The following is an 18,581-nucleotide window of genomic DNA, read 5'->3' on the forward strand; positions in this document are numbered from 1 at the left end:
ACAAAGAGGCTGTTTCCTTTCGAAACAGCCTCTTTTGCTATTACAGCTTAATTCTTTTCAGTAGCTCATTCATATCAAAGCGAAGGTTCACCTTTACTTTGGGTAGCTTTAAACCATTGCCCCCATTGGTTACCTTGGTGGCATAAATGGCGTCAATAATGTGCTTGTATTTCTTGGTAACGAAATTACGCTTCAACTTCAAGGTTGGTGAAAGCTCGCCCGTTTGAGGGGTCCATTCCTCGCAAACCAGGCGGAAACGTTTAATTTCTTCGTGCTGTCCCAGTGTCTTGTTTATGGCAGCAACTTCTTTAAAAAACTGAGAATTGACCTCTTTCTTCTGAACCAGATCTTCGTTGTCGCGGAAGTGAATCTTATGCTGCGAACACCAGTCGTGCAAATATTCAAAATTCGGCGAAATAAGGGCGCTGGCAAATTTCTCATTCTCACCAATCACCATGGCCTGCTCAATAAAAAATGATTCTTTCAGCTTATTTTCAATCATTTGAGGCGCAATATACTTTCCGCCCGACATCTTGAACATCTCTTTTTTACGGTCGGTAATCTTCAGGTATTTCCCTTCTTCCAAAACACCAATGTCGCCGGTATGAAACCAACCTTCTTCATCAATCACTTCGGCTGTCAGCTCCGGTGCTTTGTAATACCCTTTCATGACTGATGGGCCTTTGCACAAAATTTCACCATCATCAGCAATCCGAACTTCCACATTATCGAGAACCGGCCCAACTGTTCCGACTTTCATTTCGCGCAATGCCGGATTATTTACGGCAATTACCGGTGAAGTTTCTGTCAGGCCGTAGCCTTCCAGCGTATACATACCAGCCATGCCCATTACGCGCGCAATCCGGGGTTGCAAAGCGGCTCCACCCGAAACCACATAAACGATGTTGTTTCCTAAAGCTTCGCGCCATTTGGAGTAAACCAGCTTGTCGGCCACCCGAATTCTCATCCGTAGAAAAAAGTTGTATTTCTTGTTGTATTCAAAATGACGCGTTAAACTGACGCTCCAAAAGTAAATCACTTTTTTAAGGCCGGTAAGTTCTTTCCCTTTCGATATAAATCCGTCATAAACCCGCTCAAGCAAACGGGGAACCGAGTTAAACATGTGAGGTTTGATTTCTTTGATTGCCGGCACAATTTGACCCAGGTTTCCAACATAATAAACCCCCATTCCTTTGTACTGAAAGTGATAATTAACACTTCGTTCGTACACATGGCAAAGCGGCAGAAAACTGATCACCCGATGGTCTTTCCCCAGGTTATGCATCCGGGAGTGACTTGTAAAGTTGGCTACCAAGTTCTCTTGGGTAAGCATCACTCCTTTAGGCACACCTGTTGTTCCTGATGTATAAATGATTGTTGCCAGATCATCCGGAGAAACAGCGGATTTAATTTGCTCCAGGATGGGAGACCACTCTGCTCGCTTGCTTTCCCCCAGCTCCATAATCTCTCTGAAATGCGGACAGCCCTCAAAATCTTCAAAAGCATAAATTCCTTCGATTGCCGGAATCTCGGCTGCTATTGCACTTATTTTTTCATACAATTTATTGTCGCCTACCACCACATAGCGAACATCTGCATGTTCCAGAATAAAGCGATATTCATCATCGCCAATGGTTGGATAAATGGGCACATGAATCAAACCGGCCAAGGCCAGTCCCATATCCACAAAATTCCACTCGGGACGGTTAGTTGTAACTGTTGCTACTTTATCCCCTTTCTGAAGTCCCATTGCCAACATGCCCATTGCAAATAGGTGGGACTTTGCTTTATACTCCGAAGTTGAATAGGTGTACCACTTGCCATTGGCTTTTCCGCCTAACGCATCTTCGCGAGGATAATTTGTTTCACACCAGTCAAGGATGTCAAAGGTCCTCCTAACCATGTTTTCCATATTTCACTGTTTAGTTACACTCAAGTTAACCCGACAAAGTTAACATTTCAGGAATTTTAGAAAATTGATATAAATCTACTCCGAGATGGATAAAATCTATTTAGAATAAATTAAAACAACGACACAGAGCTATATTAACACGCAGCTATAAGCACAAAACAAACTCTCCAAACGCCATATTCTATTCTTCCATTCCTATCCCTTCATACTTCTTGTATTTAGAGTATGACCAAAGTGCCAAAACGGTAATCAAACCGAACGAAACATACACGGCCCAGTGAACACCATCGGCCGAACCTTTTCCATAGGAGTGCAGTCCTGACAAGAAATAGTTCACACCAAAGTAAGTCATCAGTACCGATGTAAAGGCGATAACCGTAGCCAAATTGTAGTTGTAGCGGCCTCGTAGCGAAGGGATCAATCGCATATGCACAATGAAAGCATAGATGACGGCAGTAATCAAGGCCCAGGTTTCTTTAGGGTCCCAGCCCCAGTAGCGCCCCCAGCTTTCGTTAGCCCAAACCCCTCCCAGAAAGGTTCCGATGGTAAGCATGTATAAACCGATGGTAGCCGAAAGTTCGCTAATGGTCGTTAACTGATCGATAAAGTAGTCGATATTCTTTTGATTCCTTCGATTCATTAAAGCATACAACACGAGCACCAGGATGCCCAGGAAAGCACTTAGCCCCAGAAAACCATAGCTTGCTGTAATGATGGACACATGAATCATCAACCAATAGGATTTCAGTACCGGAACCAGCGGCGTAATTTCGGGGTTCATCCAGTTGAGATGAGCCACAAACAAAGTAATACCGGTTAAAACGGCCGCAGTACCCAAAACCATCGGATACTTTCGTCCAAAGATAATTCCGGCTAACATGGCAGCCCAGGCAACATAAATCATCGATTCGTAGCCATTACTCCAAGGGGCACGTCCCGAAATATACCAGCGAACGATCAGGCCTATCGTATGCACTGCAAAGCCCAAATAGATCAGCCCGCTAAAGGTGATTCGGGTGACCCGGTGAATGGGCTTTTGCCGGAAGATATTGACAAATAAAATGGTCAGTAAAATAAAACCGGTTAACAGGTACCACGGGAAAACCCGCTTAAAAGGCTGATATTTGTTGTAAACCATTTCAGCCGATTTCTTTTGTGCTGACGGTAAAATTTCCGCACCGAATTTTTGTTGAAAAGCCGCGATCGTTGCTATAATCTGTCGGGGTTGAATCTCGCCGCCTTCCGACTCGATTCCTCCAGCCAGCAGGTTGAAGCTGCGATTGACAAAAAGGGAATCGTTGGCAGGATACCCTGTTGGCGTGCTTCCTACAGCCCACCAGGCATCTGTCTGGTTTACGGGTGGAAAGAAGGTCAGCAAATCACCTTTAAAAATCATAAAACTGATGTTGATCCGTTCGTCCAGAAAGATGTATTCCTTATCCAGTTTATTTCGCAAAGCCGGCGCTTTGGCAAAAGCAGCCCGCACTTCCTCGGTAATCCGGTAGTTTCCTTCCAGATCAAACAAATCGGTAATTCGTGCATATTTTTCACGTACCCCTATGGAAGCCGCAATCTCTTTGTCAATTTTAATGAAGGGGATCGAACGCCACAGCTCGGGATACAAATTCATACTCAACACAACTTCATCAGGAGACATGCCATTGAGCGATGACTTCCGGCTCAATTTCCGCAGAATTTCGCTTGACAAAGTGGACATCGGCTCAATACGGCCATCATGCCCGTGCACCCACAACTCCGAAAAATCACTCACCAGTTCTTCATCCAACCGGGGAATACCCGCAGTGCTTTGGGCCTGTCCGGCTCCTCCGATGAGCATAAGCCCCAAAAACAGACCTGCAAATTTGGTTTTGCTTGACTGCTTCAGGTGACGCACCAAAACCTGGAAATAGGAATTCTTATTTCCCAGCGATAAAATCATTCCCACTGTCAGCAGGAAATAGCCGATATAAGTTACCAAAGTTCCCCAAAAGTCTTTATTAACCGATAAAATTGTTCCCAATTCATCCTGGTCATACGACGACTGATAAAAGCGAAATCCCCGGTACTTCAGGGTATTATTCATAAAGATACGAACATCGCGCTGCACATTCCGTTCGTCATCAATCAATTCAATTTCACTGGCAAACGAAGAAGGGCTTTCCGACCCAATGTAACGCTCCAATTGAAAGTCTTTCAATCGTAACCGGAAGGGCAGCTTAACCGGTTGCGAACCATAGGTTAACTTAACCGGGGTTTGACCTACCATGTAAGTTACCGGGGCACCAATTTGTCCAGCACGCCCAAAAACATTAACAATCGCCTGCCGTTCTCCATTGGATATTTCGACAATAACAGCATCTTCACCCGTATCGCCGGAACCGGATTTACTCACCCGCAAACTGGCATGTTCATAAAACTTTTTCACCAACACCAAATAACCATCAAACGCATACAAATGCATCAACTTGACTTCGGAACGGGTTCCTGCCGGCACGTGCTCCGGCTCCCCTCCTGCCATGGAGCGTATTTCCATGTCGCGATCTGCTACAACAAACAGTTTCGCACCTTCTTGTTCAAAACGAACATCGGCCTGCCCTTCAAATCCCACCGTAGCAGGCCCCAGGTTAACCAATTGCCCCTTACCAAAAGTAAAGCTCTCCATACCTTGTCCGGCTGAAATTACAAAATCAACAACCGGATCTCCTGATTCAGTCTCTACCGGCGTTCGCACGGCATCTTTTACAAAGCCAACCGATTTTACACGTACATGCTCTCCTTCAATCGTCAGTTTTCCACTGAATTCTTTTGCGCTCAATTCTGAAAACAAAACCTTATCGGATAACTTTTGCTGGTCAGTTTCTACCGTGAAGTACGAATCGGTTGAAACAATATAATCGGCTGAAGCTCCCTCACGGATATGCATCATTCCCTCAAAGCTAATGTACCGTGTAATGCCTGCACCAATCAAAATAACAATAAATGATAAGTGAAAAATGCCAATGGTCAGTTTCTTGGCCGTAAATTGGCGGTACTTGAAGAAATTATGAATCAAACTGATGCCCAGTAGTAAAAAAACAAGTTCAAACCAATGGGTATTATAAACCAGGGCCTTAGCTGCCGGAGTACCGTAACTACTCTCAATAAATGTAGCAATCGCCATTGAAAAGGCCATAATCAGCAATAAGAACCCCATAAAAGAAGTGGAAACCAGGAATTGATAGATTTTATTCATTAGATAGTGGCTTTTGTTAAAAAGAAGTGTAAAGTAAATTTTTAAAACTGAGTAAAAAAATGCTTTTATTTAAATAGCTATCACATTAACATTTATTGGGATTTTTGGTTTAAAATTCGGCTCGAAAGAGCAAGAACACAGTTCAAAAAAACAAAGCGCCATTCGAAACCCAAACCGGATTCCGTAGGTAAAAGAGAGCAACTTTAACACTAAAATTCAGATACAATGAAAAAGAACATGGGAATGGCTGATCGCGTGATTCGCTCTGTAATTGCAGTTGTTATCGCAATTCTTTACTTTGCCGGCATACTTACCGGAATTTGGGGACTTATTCTGCTAATTCTGGCTTGTGTATTTTTATTAACCAGCGTGGTGAGTTTTTGTCCGCTGTATCTTCCCTTGGGAATAAACACCTGTGGAAAGTCGGACAAACTTTGACCGGGCCATAAAAACCAAAACGATGACCAAAGAAACGCAGCACGAAACCCTGGTTATATACAGCGGTAAGCCTTTAGAGGCCGAAATGGTCAACCAATTGCTGAATGACCGGGGCATTGTCACCCTCATGAGCAATCATCTGATGGGACAAATTGCCCCCTGGCAAGTTTCAGCGGGCGGCTTTGAGCCGGTAGAAATTATTATTAACCGTGACGATGAAGCCTTGGCACGTCAACTGCTTAAAGAGTTTCATTACATCGATTAAACCTTCCATTCAAAAGAGAATCGTTTCAGCAAGTAGTTCGAAAGGAGAATCCAATGCCCCCGAAGGCTCCCCCGCTTATTGTCTAAACGAATAAGTGATTTAGGGAAGGTATGTTCTTCGTTGCATGAACAAGACTTCAGCGCAACAAAAAAGGTTCCACCTGACCATGCAAGTGAAACCTTTCAATCTTATATCTTTTTGAACAGAGCCGGTTTTATCCGACAAATGATTTTGCCTTGGCAATAGCCGCTTCAATACCGGCCACGTCTTTTCCACCAGCCGTAGCATAAAATGGCTGGCCGCCACCGCCACCTTTCATTTCTTTGGCTGCTTCACGTACAATCTGTCCGGCGTTCAGTCCTTTTTCTTTCACCAGGTTATCGGCAATCATAATGCTTAGGCTTGGTTTTCCACCGATTTCAGCGCCCAGCACCAAAAACAAGTTATCCACCTCGCCTTTTAACTGGAAAGCCAAATCCTTGATGGCTTGTGGAGAATCCAACGCCACTTTTTCGGCAATCACATTCACGCCATCAATCTCGGTAATTTTCTTTTTCAGTTCATCCTTCACCCCAGCTGCAGCTTGCTTTTCAAAGGCCTCCAGTTGCTTTTTCAACTTGGCATTTTCATCCTGCAAATCTTCAACCGATTTTTTCAGGTTTTTAGTATTGCTGAACAAACCACGCACTTCGTGCAATTCATCCATGTTTTTAGTGATGAATGCTTCCGCCTTATCAGCCGTAATGGCCTCAATACGCCGAACACCTGCCGAAATAGCGCTCTCTGAAGTAATGACAAAATACCCGATTTGTCCGGTTGCAGGAACGTGCGTTCCACCACACAATTCCACCGAGTCGCCAAACTTAATCACCCGCACTTTGTCGCTGTACTTTTCGCCAAACAAGGCAATCGCTCCCATTTCCTGTGCTTCTGCAAAGGGAACATCGTGCTTTTCTTCCTGTTGAAAGTTCTGACGAATCAACTCATTAACACGAGCCTGAATCTGATCCAGCTCTTCCTTCGACACTTTCTGGAAGTGGGCAAAGTCAAACCGCAGGTAATCGGCATTCACCAACGACCCCTTTTGTTCCACATGCGTTCCCAGCACTTCGCGCAAAGCCTGGTCGAGCAAGTGTGTTGCCGTGTGGTTATTGGCCGTCAATTTTCGTTTCTGATTGCTAACCACAGCCCGGAAAGTTGCTGATGGATCAGCCGGCAATTCCTTGGCAATATGCACAATCAGGTTATTTTCTTTTTGCGTGTCAACAATACTTGTTTTCACCCCATTGAATTCGATGTAGCCTGTGTCACCAACCTGACCACCCGACTCTCCGTAGAAAGGTGTTTGATCAAAAACCAGGTGGAAAAACTGCTTATCCTTTTGCTTCACTTGGCGGTAACGTGCAATTTGAATATCGGCTTCCAGGGTCGTGTAACCCAAAAATTTAACCTCATCAATTTTCTTCAGCTCTACCCAGTCGCTGGTTTCCTGCGCTGCCGCATTCCGCGAACGGTCTTTTTGTTTCTTCATTTCTGAATCAAACTCGGCACGGTTCACCGTTAAGCCATTTTCACGCAGAATCAGCTCCGTTAAATCCAGCGGGAACCCAAATGTATCGTACAATTCGAAAGCGCTTTTGCCAGCAACTTCCGACACATTTTCTTTTTTCGCTTTAACCATCACTTCATCCAGCAAGCGAATTCCAGTTTCCAGCGTACGCAGGAAACTTTCTTCCTCTTCCTTGATTACCTTTTCAATCAGTTCTTGCTGAGCCTGCAATTCGGGGAAAGCATCGCCCATGTTTTCCTTCAGCGTTTCCACCAGGCGGTAAATGAATGCCTCGCGGAAATTCAGGAAGGTATAGCCATAACGCACCGCGCGCCGCAAAATACGACGGATAACGTAACCCGCTTTGTTGTTTGACGGCAACTGTCCATCGGCAATGGCAAAGGCAATGGCCCGCAAGTGGTCGGCAATAACGCGCATGGCAATGTCATCTTTCTCATTTTCGCCATACTTCTTACCACACAGTCCGGCCAGTTTCCCAATGATGGTTTGAAAAACATCGGTATCGTAATTTGATTTTTTATTCTGCAACACCATGCACAGGCGTTCAAAGCCCATTCCGGTGTCCACATGCATGGCCGGAAGTTCTTCCAAACGTCCGTCTGCTTTGCGGTTAAACTGAATAAACACCAGGTTCCAGATTTCAATCACCAGCGGATGATCCTGGTTCACTAGTTCTGCTCCGGGAATTTTGGCTCGCTCATCATCATCACGCAAATCCACGTGAATTTCGGAACAAGGACCACAAGGACCCGTTTCGCCCATTTCCCAGAAATTATCTTTTTTGCTTCCGTTCAACACATGGTGTGCCGGCAAGTGCTGTAACCAAAAATGCTTGGCTTCTTCATCCAAAGCCAGTTTATCGTCTTCACTTCCTTCAAAAACAGTCGCGTACATGCGGTCCGCGTGAATTCCCATTTTATCATGCAGAAATTCCCACGCCCAGTTGATGGCTTCTTCTTTGAAATAGTCACCAAAGGACCAGTTACCCAACATTTCAAACATGGTGTGGTGGTAGGTATCGTGTCCTACTTCTTCCAGGTCGTTGTGCTTACCCGAAACGCGTAAACATTTCTGAGTATCGGCTACCCGTGCCGATTGGGCCGGTTGGTTCCCCAGAAAAATATCTTTGAATTGATTCATTCCCGCATTGGTAAACATCAGCGTTGGATCATTTTTTACCACCATGGGAGCCGAATCGACTATGGCATGTTGCTTTGAAATAAAAAAATCCAGGAAAGCCTTCCTGATCGCTTTGGAATTCATGTGTCTGTCTTTTTCAAATTTATATGATGCTGTAATTTTCGAATCAGGAGTCATGCCCCAGCCAGGCTGTTCGCAAGAAAGCCCTACCAAAACCGACTGAATCCTCCCCTTCTGGATTACAGGATTGAATACCTTTAATTTTTGTTAAAAAGCACCTCTCAGCACTGCAATCAAACTTATTAACTCAATATTTCAATTACTTTTGCGTTTTCGTAGTTAATCTGCCTGATTTTTTAAGTCTTGCAAAGTTAGATTAATTACTTAAATTTGTTACATCCTGTAAAAAAGAAATTGGTTTTTTATGGCAAAAGTTAAGTATAAATTCAACCCCGAAACCCTCAGTTACGAAAAGGTTGAACGCAACTTAAAATCGAAAATCCACCGTTTTTTAGTCTTCTTCTCATCCAGTATCGTCGTTGGAACCGTGTTGGCTATTATCTTCCTTCAGTTTTACGAAACGCCAAAGATGCGCGGCTTAAAACTTGAGAACCAGCGGTTGATGTCACAGTATGAATTGATGTATCAGAACCTGGAAAGCATTGAAGAGGTTTTGACCGATATTCAGCACCGGGATGACAACCTGTACCGGATTATTTTTGAAGCAGATCCGATCCCCAACTCTTTGCGTAAAGCCGGTTTTGGTGGTGTTAACAAATACGCCCACCTGGAAAATCTGGACAATTCGGAACTGGTAATCAATACGGCGCGTAAGCTGGACATCATTGCCAAAGAAGCCTACATTCAATCCAAATCTTACGACGAGGTACTCAAGCTGGCTTTAGACAAAGAACAAATGCTTTCGAGCATTCCGGCAGTAATGCCCATCTCCAATAAAGACCTGAAACGAACTGCTTCCGGCTGGGGTTTTCGCATTGACCCGGTGTATAAAATCCGGAAGTTTCACTATGGTATGGACTTTACCGCCCCTATTGGCACCGAGGTTTATGCTACCGGCGATGGCGTGGTGAAAGAGGTAAAAACCTCGCGCGGAGGTTACGGAAGATGGGTGGTTATTGACCATGGATTTGGCTACGAAACCCTTTACGGACACCTCAACGAATTCAATGTAAAAAAAGGCCAAAAGGTAAAACGGGGTAGCGTAATTGCTTACGTGGGCAATGCCGGAAAATCAACAGGCCCGCACTTACACTACGAAGTGCACAAAAACGGAAGAGCCGTAAATCCGCAATATTACTATTTCAAGGACTTAACGCCTCAGGAATACGAACGGATGATTGCCATTTCGTCCAACATGGGACAATCCTATGATTAAAACCAGGTGACCGTGCCTTACAAAAAACCCAAGATAGAAAAAGTCTTTTACACGATTGGAGAAGTCGCTGACATGTTTCAGGTCAACACCTCTCACATTCGCTTTTGGGAGAAGGAATTCGACATTCTGAAACCCCAAAAGAACAAGAAAGGTAACCGCCTGTTTACAAAGGAAGATATTGAAAACATTAAACTGATATACCACCTGGTAAAAGAGCGTGGCCTGACCCTGAAAGGAGCCAAGCAAAAGTTGAAAGACAACAAGGAAGACACGCTCAACAAACATGAATTAGTCGATCGGTTGAAATCCATCAAACACATGCTGCTTGAAATTCAGGCAAAAATGGACGAGTCCTAAACCAATCGGCCTGAATCTGAAAACATACACTATGAGATTAAGCGAAATTACAAGCTACCTCGAATCAGTTGCTCCCCTGGCCTACCAGGAATCCTACGATAATGCAGGCCTGCTGGTTGGAGAACCGGGCAAGGAAGTCAAACAGGCCCTCATCACCCTCGACGTGACTGAGACGGTGCTGGACGAAGCCATTGCCCGCAAATGTGACCTGATCATTGCGCATCATCCACTGATTTTTGGCGGGCTGAAAAAACTGAACGGCAAAAACGAAGTGGAACGTTGCGTCATCAAAGCCATTCAGCATAACATTGCCATTTATGCCTCGCACACCAACCTCGACAGTGTGCCCGAGGGAGTGAATGGCAAAATTTGTGAAAAAATTGGACTGGAGAACTGCCGCATCTTATCGCCCGTTAGCGGGCAGCTGAAAAAGCTGGTCACCTTTGTACCATTCGATCATGCCGAAAAGGTACAGGAAGCTTTGTTTGCCGCAGGAGCCGGACAAATTGGGAATTACGATTCCTGTGCCTACTCCATTGCCGGAAAAGGCAGTTTCAGAGGCAATAGCACCACCAGCCCATTTGTGGGGAAACCCGGCGAAATTCACTACGAAAATGAACTTCGCATCGAAACCATTTTCCCGGCTCACTTGCAGGCAGCCGTTGTGCAGGCCTTAACTCAGGCGCACCCTTACGAAGAAGTGGCTTACGACATTTATTCCATCGACAACCAACACCCGCAGGTAGGCATTGGCATGGTGGGCGAACTTCCGCGCGAAATGGATGAAAAACGCTTTCTGCGTTCACTCAAAAAAATATTTGGAACAGGCCTGATCAAGCACAGTCCTTTGCTGGATAAAAAGGTGAAAAGGATTGCGGTTTGCGGGGGTTCCGGAAGCTTTTTAATCAAACAAGCCATTCGGGAACAAGCCGATGTGTTTGTGACCGGCGACTTGAAATACCACCAGTTTTTTGAAGCTGAAAACAAAATGGTATTGGCCGACATTGGGCATTTTGAAAGCGAGCAATTCACTAAAGAAGTTTTTTATGAATTACTTACAAAAAAATTCCCTAAATTTGCAGTCCGTTTATCTGAGGTGAACACCAACCCGGTAAACTACCTTTAACATAGAAAATTAGAGCATTCCAAATATGAATACACAGTACCAAGAAGACAAATCAGTTCCAATTAGCGAAAAGCTAAAAGCCCTTTTCGAGTTGCAAACAGTTGTTTCTGAAATCGACAAGATTAAAACGCTTCGCGGAGAGCTTCCGCTTGAGGTACAAGACCTGGAAGACGACATTGCTGGCTTAACTACCCGTGTTAACAATTACAGTGATGACATCAAAACCCTTGAAACGTCTATCACAAACCGGAAAGCTGCGATCAAAGAATCTGAGGCCCTGATTGCCAAGTATACCGAGCAGCAAAACAACGTGCGCAACAACCGCGAATACGATTCGCTGAACAAGGAAATTGAATTCCAAAAGCTGGAAATCGAACTTTCTGAAAAGCGCATTAAAGAGTTTACAGCGGAACTGGCCTCTAAAAAAGAAGCCATCGAATCATCTAAAACACTGCTTTCGGAACGTCAGGAAGACCTGGATCGCAAAAAATCAGAGTTGGAAGAAATTACCGCTGAAACGAAAATTGAAGAGGAAAAGCTGAAAGGAAAAGCGGAGAAAATTGAAAACGCAATTGAACCCCGTTTATTAACTGCTTTCAAACGGATTCGCAAAAATGCCCGCAACGGACTATCCGTAGTTACCGTTCAGCGTGATGCTTGTGGCGGTTGCTTTGCGAAAATTCCACCACAACGCCAAATGGACATTGCCAACCGCAAAAAAATTATCGTTTGCGAATATTGCGGACGAATTCTGGTTGACAAAGATATTCTGGAACCAGACCAAGTGAGCGAGTAAGCACTCGTTGACCAATTGATATACAAAAGCCTTTAGAGCATGCTCTAAAGGCTTTTTTTGGGTCCTATTGCAAAGCCGCTGGATCTGCTCCGGCGCTCCTACTGATTGACCACCGGACGGCTGCCACTTTGCCGGGCCGCTGCCGTAGCCTCACGAATCGCTTGATCAAGTTCTTCAACCGTTTCACGAATTCCTTCCGGTTCGTTGAGCGCATTAAGGGCATTAAGCATGTTGCACAGCAAATCCAAGGATGTTTTTAACTGCTCGAAAGCCTCTTTATCAGTCACCGTGTCGTCGGTCGAACGGGCAGCAGTCCGCTCCTGCGAAAGATTGACAAACGACTGGTTGTCGCGATGCAGCTCGGTGATCCATTCCACCGCATGAATGGTTACCAGGTGCGCTTGCATCGCCTGGTCATTCAGGTCCTTTAACAAACTCGTAATTGCTGCTGTTTCTTCAGCATAAGAAGCATGGTATAAACGCAAGCCGTTTTTTTCAAAAAGAGGCCACAGCGATTCGCAAGCCAGCCGGTACTCCTCGTTTTCGCGCAGTAAACCCGCTGCTACATGATCGCGCAAGGAGCGGTAACTGTTATCGCGCCGCTGATCGGCCTTCCGGATCAAACTGGTTAATGCTTGCCAGCTACTGCTGCCAACCGCCTGAACAGCGATTTCCTGCTTAAGGCGAATGGTGCCCAGCAAGGATGAAATCATTGGATGATCGGGAAACCGGTCGGTCACCAACTGTATCATCCGCTGTGAAAGACTGATTAAATGGGCAAGGCTGAAATAAGAGTATAAAATTTTTAAGATCATAACTATTGATTTTTAAATGATTAAGAACCATAAATTACAACAAAATGATCAATTTAACAATAGGAATGCAAAAATTAAAGAACAGTAGTCACTGGCTGCCGATTTTCATTTCTACGGAGCGCGAAGTAAAAATTAGCTGCCGATTTTCATTTCTACAGCGCGAGAAGTAAAAGTTAGCTGTCAGTTTTCATTTCTACGGCGCGAGAAGTAAAAGCTGGCTGTCAGTTTTCATGTCTACAACGCGAGAAGCAAAAGCTGGCTGTCAGTTTTCATCTCTACAACGCGAGAAGCAAAAGCTGGCTGTCAGTTTTCATCTCTACAGCGCGAGAAGTAAAAGTTAGCTGTCAGTTTTCATCTCTACGCAACGAAAAGTAAAAGTTAGCTGTCAGTTTTCATCTCTACGCAACGAGAAGTAAAAGTTGGCTGTTGATTTTCATTTCTACAGCGCGAGAAGCAAAAGTTGGCTCCCGATTTTTTAATGGTCGTTAAAAACGACACAAAACGAACCCCTTGTTACCGCTTCGCTCAAACAAGGGGGAGTTGGGGCTTATGGATTCCAAATCCGATCCAGCCACGGTTGGCTATAGATACATCTGGAAGAGCAGGGAGATGGTGTAAATGTTAGCAGTTGTTTTTTATTTGCATAATAATCAAATTCAAAAATCTCTCGGAGTCCTCTACGAATGAACTAATATATTTTTCATCGTCAATGTAAATTTGCCCATTTTCAATAATTATCAATCGTTTATCAGATATGAATAAATTATAGTTAGATTGTTTTTCTAAAGGTTTACTTTTATCCTTGATTAAATTACCATTGTAGTGAGCAATTAGATTTCGCAGTTTGTTAACTTTTTTTATTTGCATATAAATTCTGTCCATTTCCTTGTCATTGAAATCCACTAATCTTGTTTTTTTTATGTACTCAATGCAATTACCCAATATGTTTATTTGCTTGTCAATATATTTTTCGGGCAATAGAAAATGTTTGTCAATAAAGTAGCAGATTAGTTTTAAGGAGTGTTCAAAAACGGAATAACTAGATAAAATCAAACTGTTATAATAAATGTAATTGTTTAACCCTTTTATTGTGGACTGAAATCTTGTAAACTCTCCAATATTATCGCAGTCAATTATTTTATCTTTCTTGGGATTATAGAATCCCTTAAAATCATTTTCATTTTCTATCATTTTTAAAATGTTATTCAAACTTAGTCCCAATCTCATAAATAATAAGTCTATGTTTGATTGTATTATTTGAAAATGGAGTACGCCTGGCTTATTTGCTATAGTAGACATGTTGTATGCACTCAGATATTTGGTTTTTATTTTAATCTAAACATTTTTGTTATAAAGAAATAAATACATTGTATGTTACAAGTAATGCCATTCCGAGAAGCAGGAATAAGTATGACATTTTTTCAAGAATCAAAGTTCTTTTTTTATGTTTTACAAAAACTGGTTTTACTTTTTCATCTTTTTTTAATGCATTTTCTATTTCACTCTGAAGTACAGGAAGGATTCGCTCAGGTAGATGTGAAAAGTCATATATAACAACAACCATAGACAATATCCCAATTAAAAGGGAAATGACTGAAAAGACAAATGTCAAGCGAACATACAAGCATTGAGAAGTTGTTGTGTGAAGAGAAATTATTATACCTAGAATGCTTGAGGAAACAAGGATCACGTGTTTATAAAAAGATATTTTTTTATCTGCAGATTCTTTGACAATTTCATTCAACTGTTCAAGCTGATTATGGTAATAATTGGTGTCCATAATTTTTTAAATATTTTTTATTCTACACTATATTCTGAGGTTTAAAATCCTATAGAAATTAAGATAAGTTTGCAGTCTTTTAAATTACTGCCAACGTCTGTGCATATTTACCTGGTAAATATATCCCGTTATTATTCGACTTGTTTTTGCACGTTCAATGATCGTTTGGCGATTCCGGGTGGAAAAGGGAAGGAGCGTCCTTGTTCGGGTTCATATTCTTACGTTTAGGTCATTTCAGGTTTCGCTGATGAAGTTACAAAACTTTACAAAATGTACGCATCCGTAAGTGTCTTTTTATTTCCGTTCTAACTAGCTGATTGCTCCAACAAGGGGTCGTTGGGCGAATTGTTGCGTAAAAACCGGGGGACTCCCCTACTTCAAAGTACGTGCAAAAAAAAGGCTCCGATCTTTTGGGGAGAAAGATCGGAGCCCTTGTTACATATATCTTCAGTAAAGCTTACGGACGCTCAAATTCGTTCACACTTTTTACTTTAAACACGCGCGAAGATTCCCCGTTGACCATTTCGTAGTTCACCTGACGCAGCTTGTTGGTTCCGGCAATGGGGAAGCGCTGGCTCAGGGTCGTTTCCACAATGGCAAACTCATCGCCTCCCTCGTAGCCTTGGTTGATGGAGGAATCGAATTTGATATCCTGAAAGTAAACATCGCTCATCGACTTGCGATTGTTGACCGAATAGGCAATCACCGTTCCTTTGGTAGTTTCTTCGTTGCGAATGAAAACCACCACTTCGGGCGAGCCATCACTGTTCAGATCCTCCACTTCGGCCCAAACCACCTGCCCATCCATTTCGTGCTCAACCGAACGGTTTGAGATCTCCAAACCAAAGGGTACAATGGTTAACCAGCTTTTGCCCTCCTTCATCTTACTCGAAACATGAAAGCCAATTCCCTGCAATTCCAGTACCTGGCTAAAAAGGGTTTGGTCAACCTGCTCCGGATCCAGCTCCCCGGCAATCTTTTGATAGTTGCCAGCCACCGTGGCTCCTCCTGAGCAATAGAAATACAACACGCCTTCATCTTCCGCCTTTTCGGGTTTAATGGTTAACTGATCGCCTTCAAAAGCAAACAAAACCGGTTTTCCATCCACCACGGCACGAAAAACACCTTCTGAAATTTCCCGGGCCGTGACATCCCATGTACAGGTTGGCCGCTTTTTATCCGCCCGCGACCGAACGGAAATGGCCAACTGCTTCTCATCCTGTTGGCTCACCTTTATGCCTACCCAGTCGTAGCCTTCACTGCGCTTAAAATAATCCGGCGTCACGTAATTTCCTGACACCGTTTTTTCAACCGCTTGCTCTACAACCACCGACTCTTTTTCGGCTTCTGTTTTTTTCGTCTGCGTTCCGCAGGCAAACAGCATGGTTCCCACCAAGCCGCTTAGCAATATTCTTTTTGATCGTTTCATATTTTTCTGTTTTCGGCTTCTTTTACCCAATGTTTCTAAAACAACTCCTGTTTTAATCGAATGTTTTGTTCCCCGTCATTTTTTTGATGAGAACCGGCCAATAAAAAAATCCGGCTTCGAAAAACCGGATTTGAATGTCATATTTTATCGTGTCTGGCATTACCAGCTTCCGCCGGCACCACCACCGCCAAAACCGCCACCACCGAAGCCGCCGAAACCGCCACCGCCGAAGCTTCCGCCTCCACTGGAGAAGTTACCAAACGAACCACCATGGCTGCGTCCTGATCCCATCATGCCGCCCATCAGCAACCAAAATGGCAAACTGCTTCCACGCGTTCCGGTGCTGTAATAGCGTCGTCGTCCGCGGAAAATGGGAATAATGAAAAAGAAAATGATGAACAGCAAGAAGATAAACGGAAATCCGCCACTTCCTTCCGAGGCTTTTTCATGGTATTCCTGCGCCGTGAATTCGCCCCGGGCCAATCCCATGATCACCTGTGTTCCGGCATATAAACCGCCAAAGGTGTCGCCTTGCTTAAAACGGGGAATCATCTCGTAGTCGATAATGTCGCGATTGGCCACAGCGTCCGGAATAACCCCTTCCAGTCCATAGCCCACAGCAACAAAAATCTGCCCCCGCTCGTTGGCTGTTTTTGGTTTGAACAGCACCACCACGCCGTTATCCTTGTCCTTTTGTCCAATGCCCCACTCTTCGCCCAGGCGAAAAGCAAAGCTCGACGCATCGTAGCCATTCAGGCTAGGAACTGTTACGATGGCAATCTGGTTGGAGGTTTCGCGGGCAAACTGCGCCAGCTCCATCTCCATGCGCTGTTCCTCGGCATTGGAAAGCACATCGGCCAGGTCATTCACCAATCGCGGCGGATTAGGCCGTTCGGGCAAATCCTGGGCCGACACGGCCAGACTCAAAAAAAGTAATAGTAAAAATGAAAGTCTTTTTAACATGCTACGCTATTTTTTTCCGAATGATATTTCATCCGACAATTCATTGACATCATCCGTTTGATAAGGGAAATGGGCCTTCAGCTGCTCGCCGGCCTTTTCTATTCCCTCAGCCAAACCTTCTGCAAACCGGCCTTCTTTAAACTTCGAAAGCATATGCTCTTTAATTTCATCCCAGAAATCGGCCGGAACTTTGGCGTTAATGCCGGCATCGCCCAAAATGGCAAACTTCCGGTCGCTTACGGCCAGGTAAAACAACACCCCGTTTCGAAGCGCTGTTTTGTGCATCGCTAACTTTTCAAACCAATAGGCCGCACGGTCAAGCACATCTTCCGGGCATTTGCCCTCCACATGCACCCGAACCTCGCCCGAAGTGTTCAACTCGGCTGCTTTTACGGCATCGGTAATTTGTTTTTTCTCTTTGTCTGTAAAAAAATCTTGTACTGACATGGTTTATTGTTTTAGTCGAAACTTACTTCAGGGGCTTTCTCAGCGCCTTGATCTGCTTCAAAGTAGGCTTTCTTTTCAAAGCCGAAAAGATTGGCATAAATATTTTTAGGGAAAGAGCGAATGTAGGTATTGAATGCACGGGCACTCTCGTTAAACTTCCGACGCTCTACCGTAATCCGGTTTTCGGTGCCTTCCAGCTGAGCCTGTAAATCCAGGAAACTCTGGTTCGCTTTCAGGTCAGGATACCGCTCTACAACCACCATCAGTCGGCTCAACGCTGAACTCAAACCGGCCTGCGCTTGCTGAAACTGTTGCAAAGACTGCTCATTCAGATTTTCGGGATTCACATTAACCGAAGTGGCTTTCGAACGCGCTTCAATCACACCTTCCAAGGTTTCCTGCTCGTGTGAGGCGTAACCCTTTACGGTATTCACCAGGTTCGGAATCAAATCAGCCCGCCGCTGATACACGTTTTCTACCTGTGCCCAGCTGGCATTGACGGCTTCATCCTGAGTAACCATCGTATTATAAGTCCCCTTAACCGAGGAGTACATCAACAACACAACAACTGCAATAGCAGCTAAAATGATCCAAGTCTTCTTCATATTTTTTTTTATTAAAGCCAAAACTCAAGAATTAAGATTGTCAGATATTCTGATTTTCGGACGGCAGTCCCGGTTTTTAAAATCGCTACCCTTTATCTCCAAATTCTTTTGTCATGGGTGTTTTATATTCCAAAATTATTTATTCATAGTTTAATTCAACATTCTATCACTACAACAATTGGTCTGCGCGTTCCTCCCTCCTCAATCCTTCAACTTAATCGTAAGCTTTCGAATATCTGAACTTCTAAAACCGAATATCCGGTGTACAAATATTACAAAACCGAATGAAAATCAATGTTTCTTTTCGGGG

General features: G+C 44.0%; 16 protein-coding genes. 6 read left to right on the forward strand and 10 right to left on the reverse strand.

Going from position 1 to position 18,581, the window contains the following annotated elements; genetic code table 11:
• Window positions 1-40 precede the first annotated feature (40 nt).
• A complete protein-coding gene (locus tag ACRD6K_RS11675; protein WP_430973396.1) occupies window positions 41-1,903 on the reverse strand; it encodes an AMP-dependent synthetase/ligase in 1,863 nt (620 codons plus the stop codon).
• Window positions 1,904-2,093: 190 nt separating this feature from the next.
• Window positions 2,094-5,144, reverse strand: coding sequence for a c-type cytochrome biogenesis protein CcsB (gene ccsB / locus ACRD6K_RS11680; protein ID WP_430973397.1), 3,051 nt, complete (start codon window positions 5,142-5,144; stop codon window positions 2,094-2,096).
• Window positions 5,145-5,369: 225 nt separating this feature from the next.
• On the opposite strand from ccsB, the gene ACRD6K_RS11685 reads away from it, so the two are divergent.
• Together ACRD6K_RS11685 and ACRD6K_RS11690 are read left to right on the forward strand one after the other, a co-directional pair.
• Entirely contained in the window at window positions 5,370-5,582 is a 213-nt protein-coding gene (locus ACRD6K_RS11685) for a YgaP family membrane protein (RefSeq protein WP_299579319.1), read from the forward strand.
• Between the two features lie 22 nt (window positions 5,583-5,604).
• A complete protein-coding gene (locus tag ACRD6K_RS11690; protein WP_299579322.1) occupies window positions 5,605-5,847 on the forward strand; it encodes a putative signal transducing protein in 243 nt (80 codons plus the stop codon).
• 214 nt (window positions 5,848-6,061) lie between these two features.
• Here the strand turns inward: ACRD6K_RS11690 and alaS are convergent, their stop codons facing one another.
• Window positions 6,062-8,680, reverse strand: a complete 2,619-nt coding sequence (gene alaS / locus ACRD6K_RS11695; RefSeq protein ID WP_430973398.1) for an alanine--tRNA ligase — start codon at window positions 8,678-8,680, stop codon at window positions 6,062-6,064.
• Window positions 8,681-8,981: 301 nt separating this feature from the next.
• Between alaS and ACRD6K_RS11700 the strand changes: the two genes are divergently transcribed.
• Genes ACRD6K_RS11700 through ACRD6K_RS11715 form a run of 4 tightly spaced genes read left to right on the forward strand, consistent with a single transcriptional unit; the run spans window position 8,982 to window position 12,232 of the window.
• Window positions 8,982-9,953, forward strand: coding sequence for a M23 family metallopeptidase (locus ACRD6K_RS11700; RefSeq protein WP_299579328.1), 972 nt, complete (start codon window positions 8,982-8,984; stop codon window positions 9,951-9,953).
• Between the two features lie 12 nt (window positions 9,954-9,965).
• Window positions 9,966-10,310 (forward strand): MerR family transcriptional regulator, encoded by a 345-nt coding sequence (locus tag ACRD6K_RS11705; protein WP_299579331.1) that lies wholly within the window; start codon window positions 9,966-9,968, stop codon window positions 10,308-10,310.
• Window positions 10,311-10,341: 31 nt separating this feature from the next.
• On the forward strand, window positions 10,342-11,436 hold the full coding sequence (locus tag ACRD6K_RS11710; RefSeq protein ID WP_430973399.1) for a Nif3-like dinuclear metal center hexameric protein: 1,095 nt from the start codon (window positions 10,342-10,344) through the stop codon (window positions 11,434-11,436).
• 25 nt (window positions 11,437-11,461) lie between these two features.
• Window positions 11,462-12,232, forward strand: a complete 771-nt coding sequence (locus ACRD6K_RS11715) for a zinc ribbon domain-containing protein (protein WP_299579339.1) — start codon at window positions 11,462-11,464, stop codon at window positions 12,230-12,232.
• Between the two features lie 98 nt (window positions 12,233-12,330).
• On the opposite strand, the gene ACRD6K_RS11720 is transcribed toward ACRD6K_RS11715, so the two are convergent.
• The 7 genes from ACRD6K_RS11720 to ACRD6K_RS11750 all read right to left on the reverse strand — a co-directional run bounded on the left by ACRD6K_RS11720 (window position 12,331) and on the right by ACRD6K_RS11750 (window position 18,271).
• Window positions 12,331-13,047 (reverse strand): DUF6261 family protein, encoded by a 717-nt coding sequence (locus ACRD6K_RS11720; RefSeq protein ID WP_430973400.1) that lies wholly within the window; start codon window positions 13,045-13,047, stop codon window positions 12,331-12,333.
• A 621-nt stretch (window positions 13,048-13,668) separates the two neighbouring features.
• Window positions 13,669-14,274 (reverse strand): hypothetical protein, encoded by a 606-nt coding sequence (locus ACRD6K_RS11725; protein ID WP_430973401.1) that lies wholly within the window; start codon window positions 14,272-14,274, stop codon window positions 13,669-13,671.
• 121 nt (window positions 14,275-14,395) lie between these two features.
• Entirely contained in the window at window positions 14,396-14,827 is a 432-nt protein-coding gene (locus ACRD6K_RS11730; protein ID WP_430973402.1) for a hypothetical protein, read from the reverse strand.
• A gap of 457 nt (window positions 14,828-15,284) precedes the next feature.
• Window positions 15,285-16,256, reverse strand: a complete 972-nt coding sequence (locus ACRD6K_RS11735; protein ID WP_430973403.1) for a hypothetical protein — start codon at window positions 16,254-16,256, stop codon at window positions 15,285-15,287.
• Between the two features lie 159 nt (window positions 16,257-16,415).
• The gene (locus ACRD6K_RS11740) at window positions 16,416-17,219 is read right to left on the reverse strand and encodes a TPM domain-containing protein (protein WP_430973404.1); all 804 of its coding nucleotides are present in this window, start codon (window positions 17,217-17,219) and stop codon (window positions 16,416-16,418) included.
• Between the two features lie 6 nt (window positions 17,220-17,225).
• Complete coding sequence (locus ACRD6K_RS11745) at window positions 17,226-17,666, reverse strand: TPM domain-containing protein (RefSeq protein ID WP_299579357.1); 441 nt, start codon at window positions 17,664-17,666, stop codon at window positions 17,226-17,228.
• A gap of 11 nt (window positions 17,667-17,677) precedes the next feature.
• Window positions 17,678-18,271, reverse strand: coding sequence for a LemA family protein (locus tag ACRD6K_RS11750; RefSeq protein ID WP_299579360.1), 594 nt, complete (start codon window positions 18,269-18,271; stop codon window positions 17,678-17,680).
• Window positions 18,272-18,581: the final 310 nt, after the last annotated feature.

The sequence above is a fragment of the Sunxiuqinia rutila genome (genome assembly GCF_050589705.1).
GTDB classification, from domain to species: domain Bacteria; phylum Bacteroidota; class Bacteroidia; order Bacteroidales; family Prolixibacteraceae; genus Sunxiuqinia; species Sunxiuqinia rutila.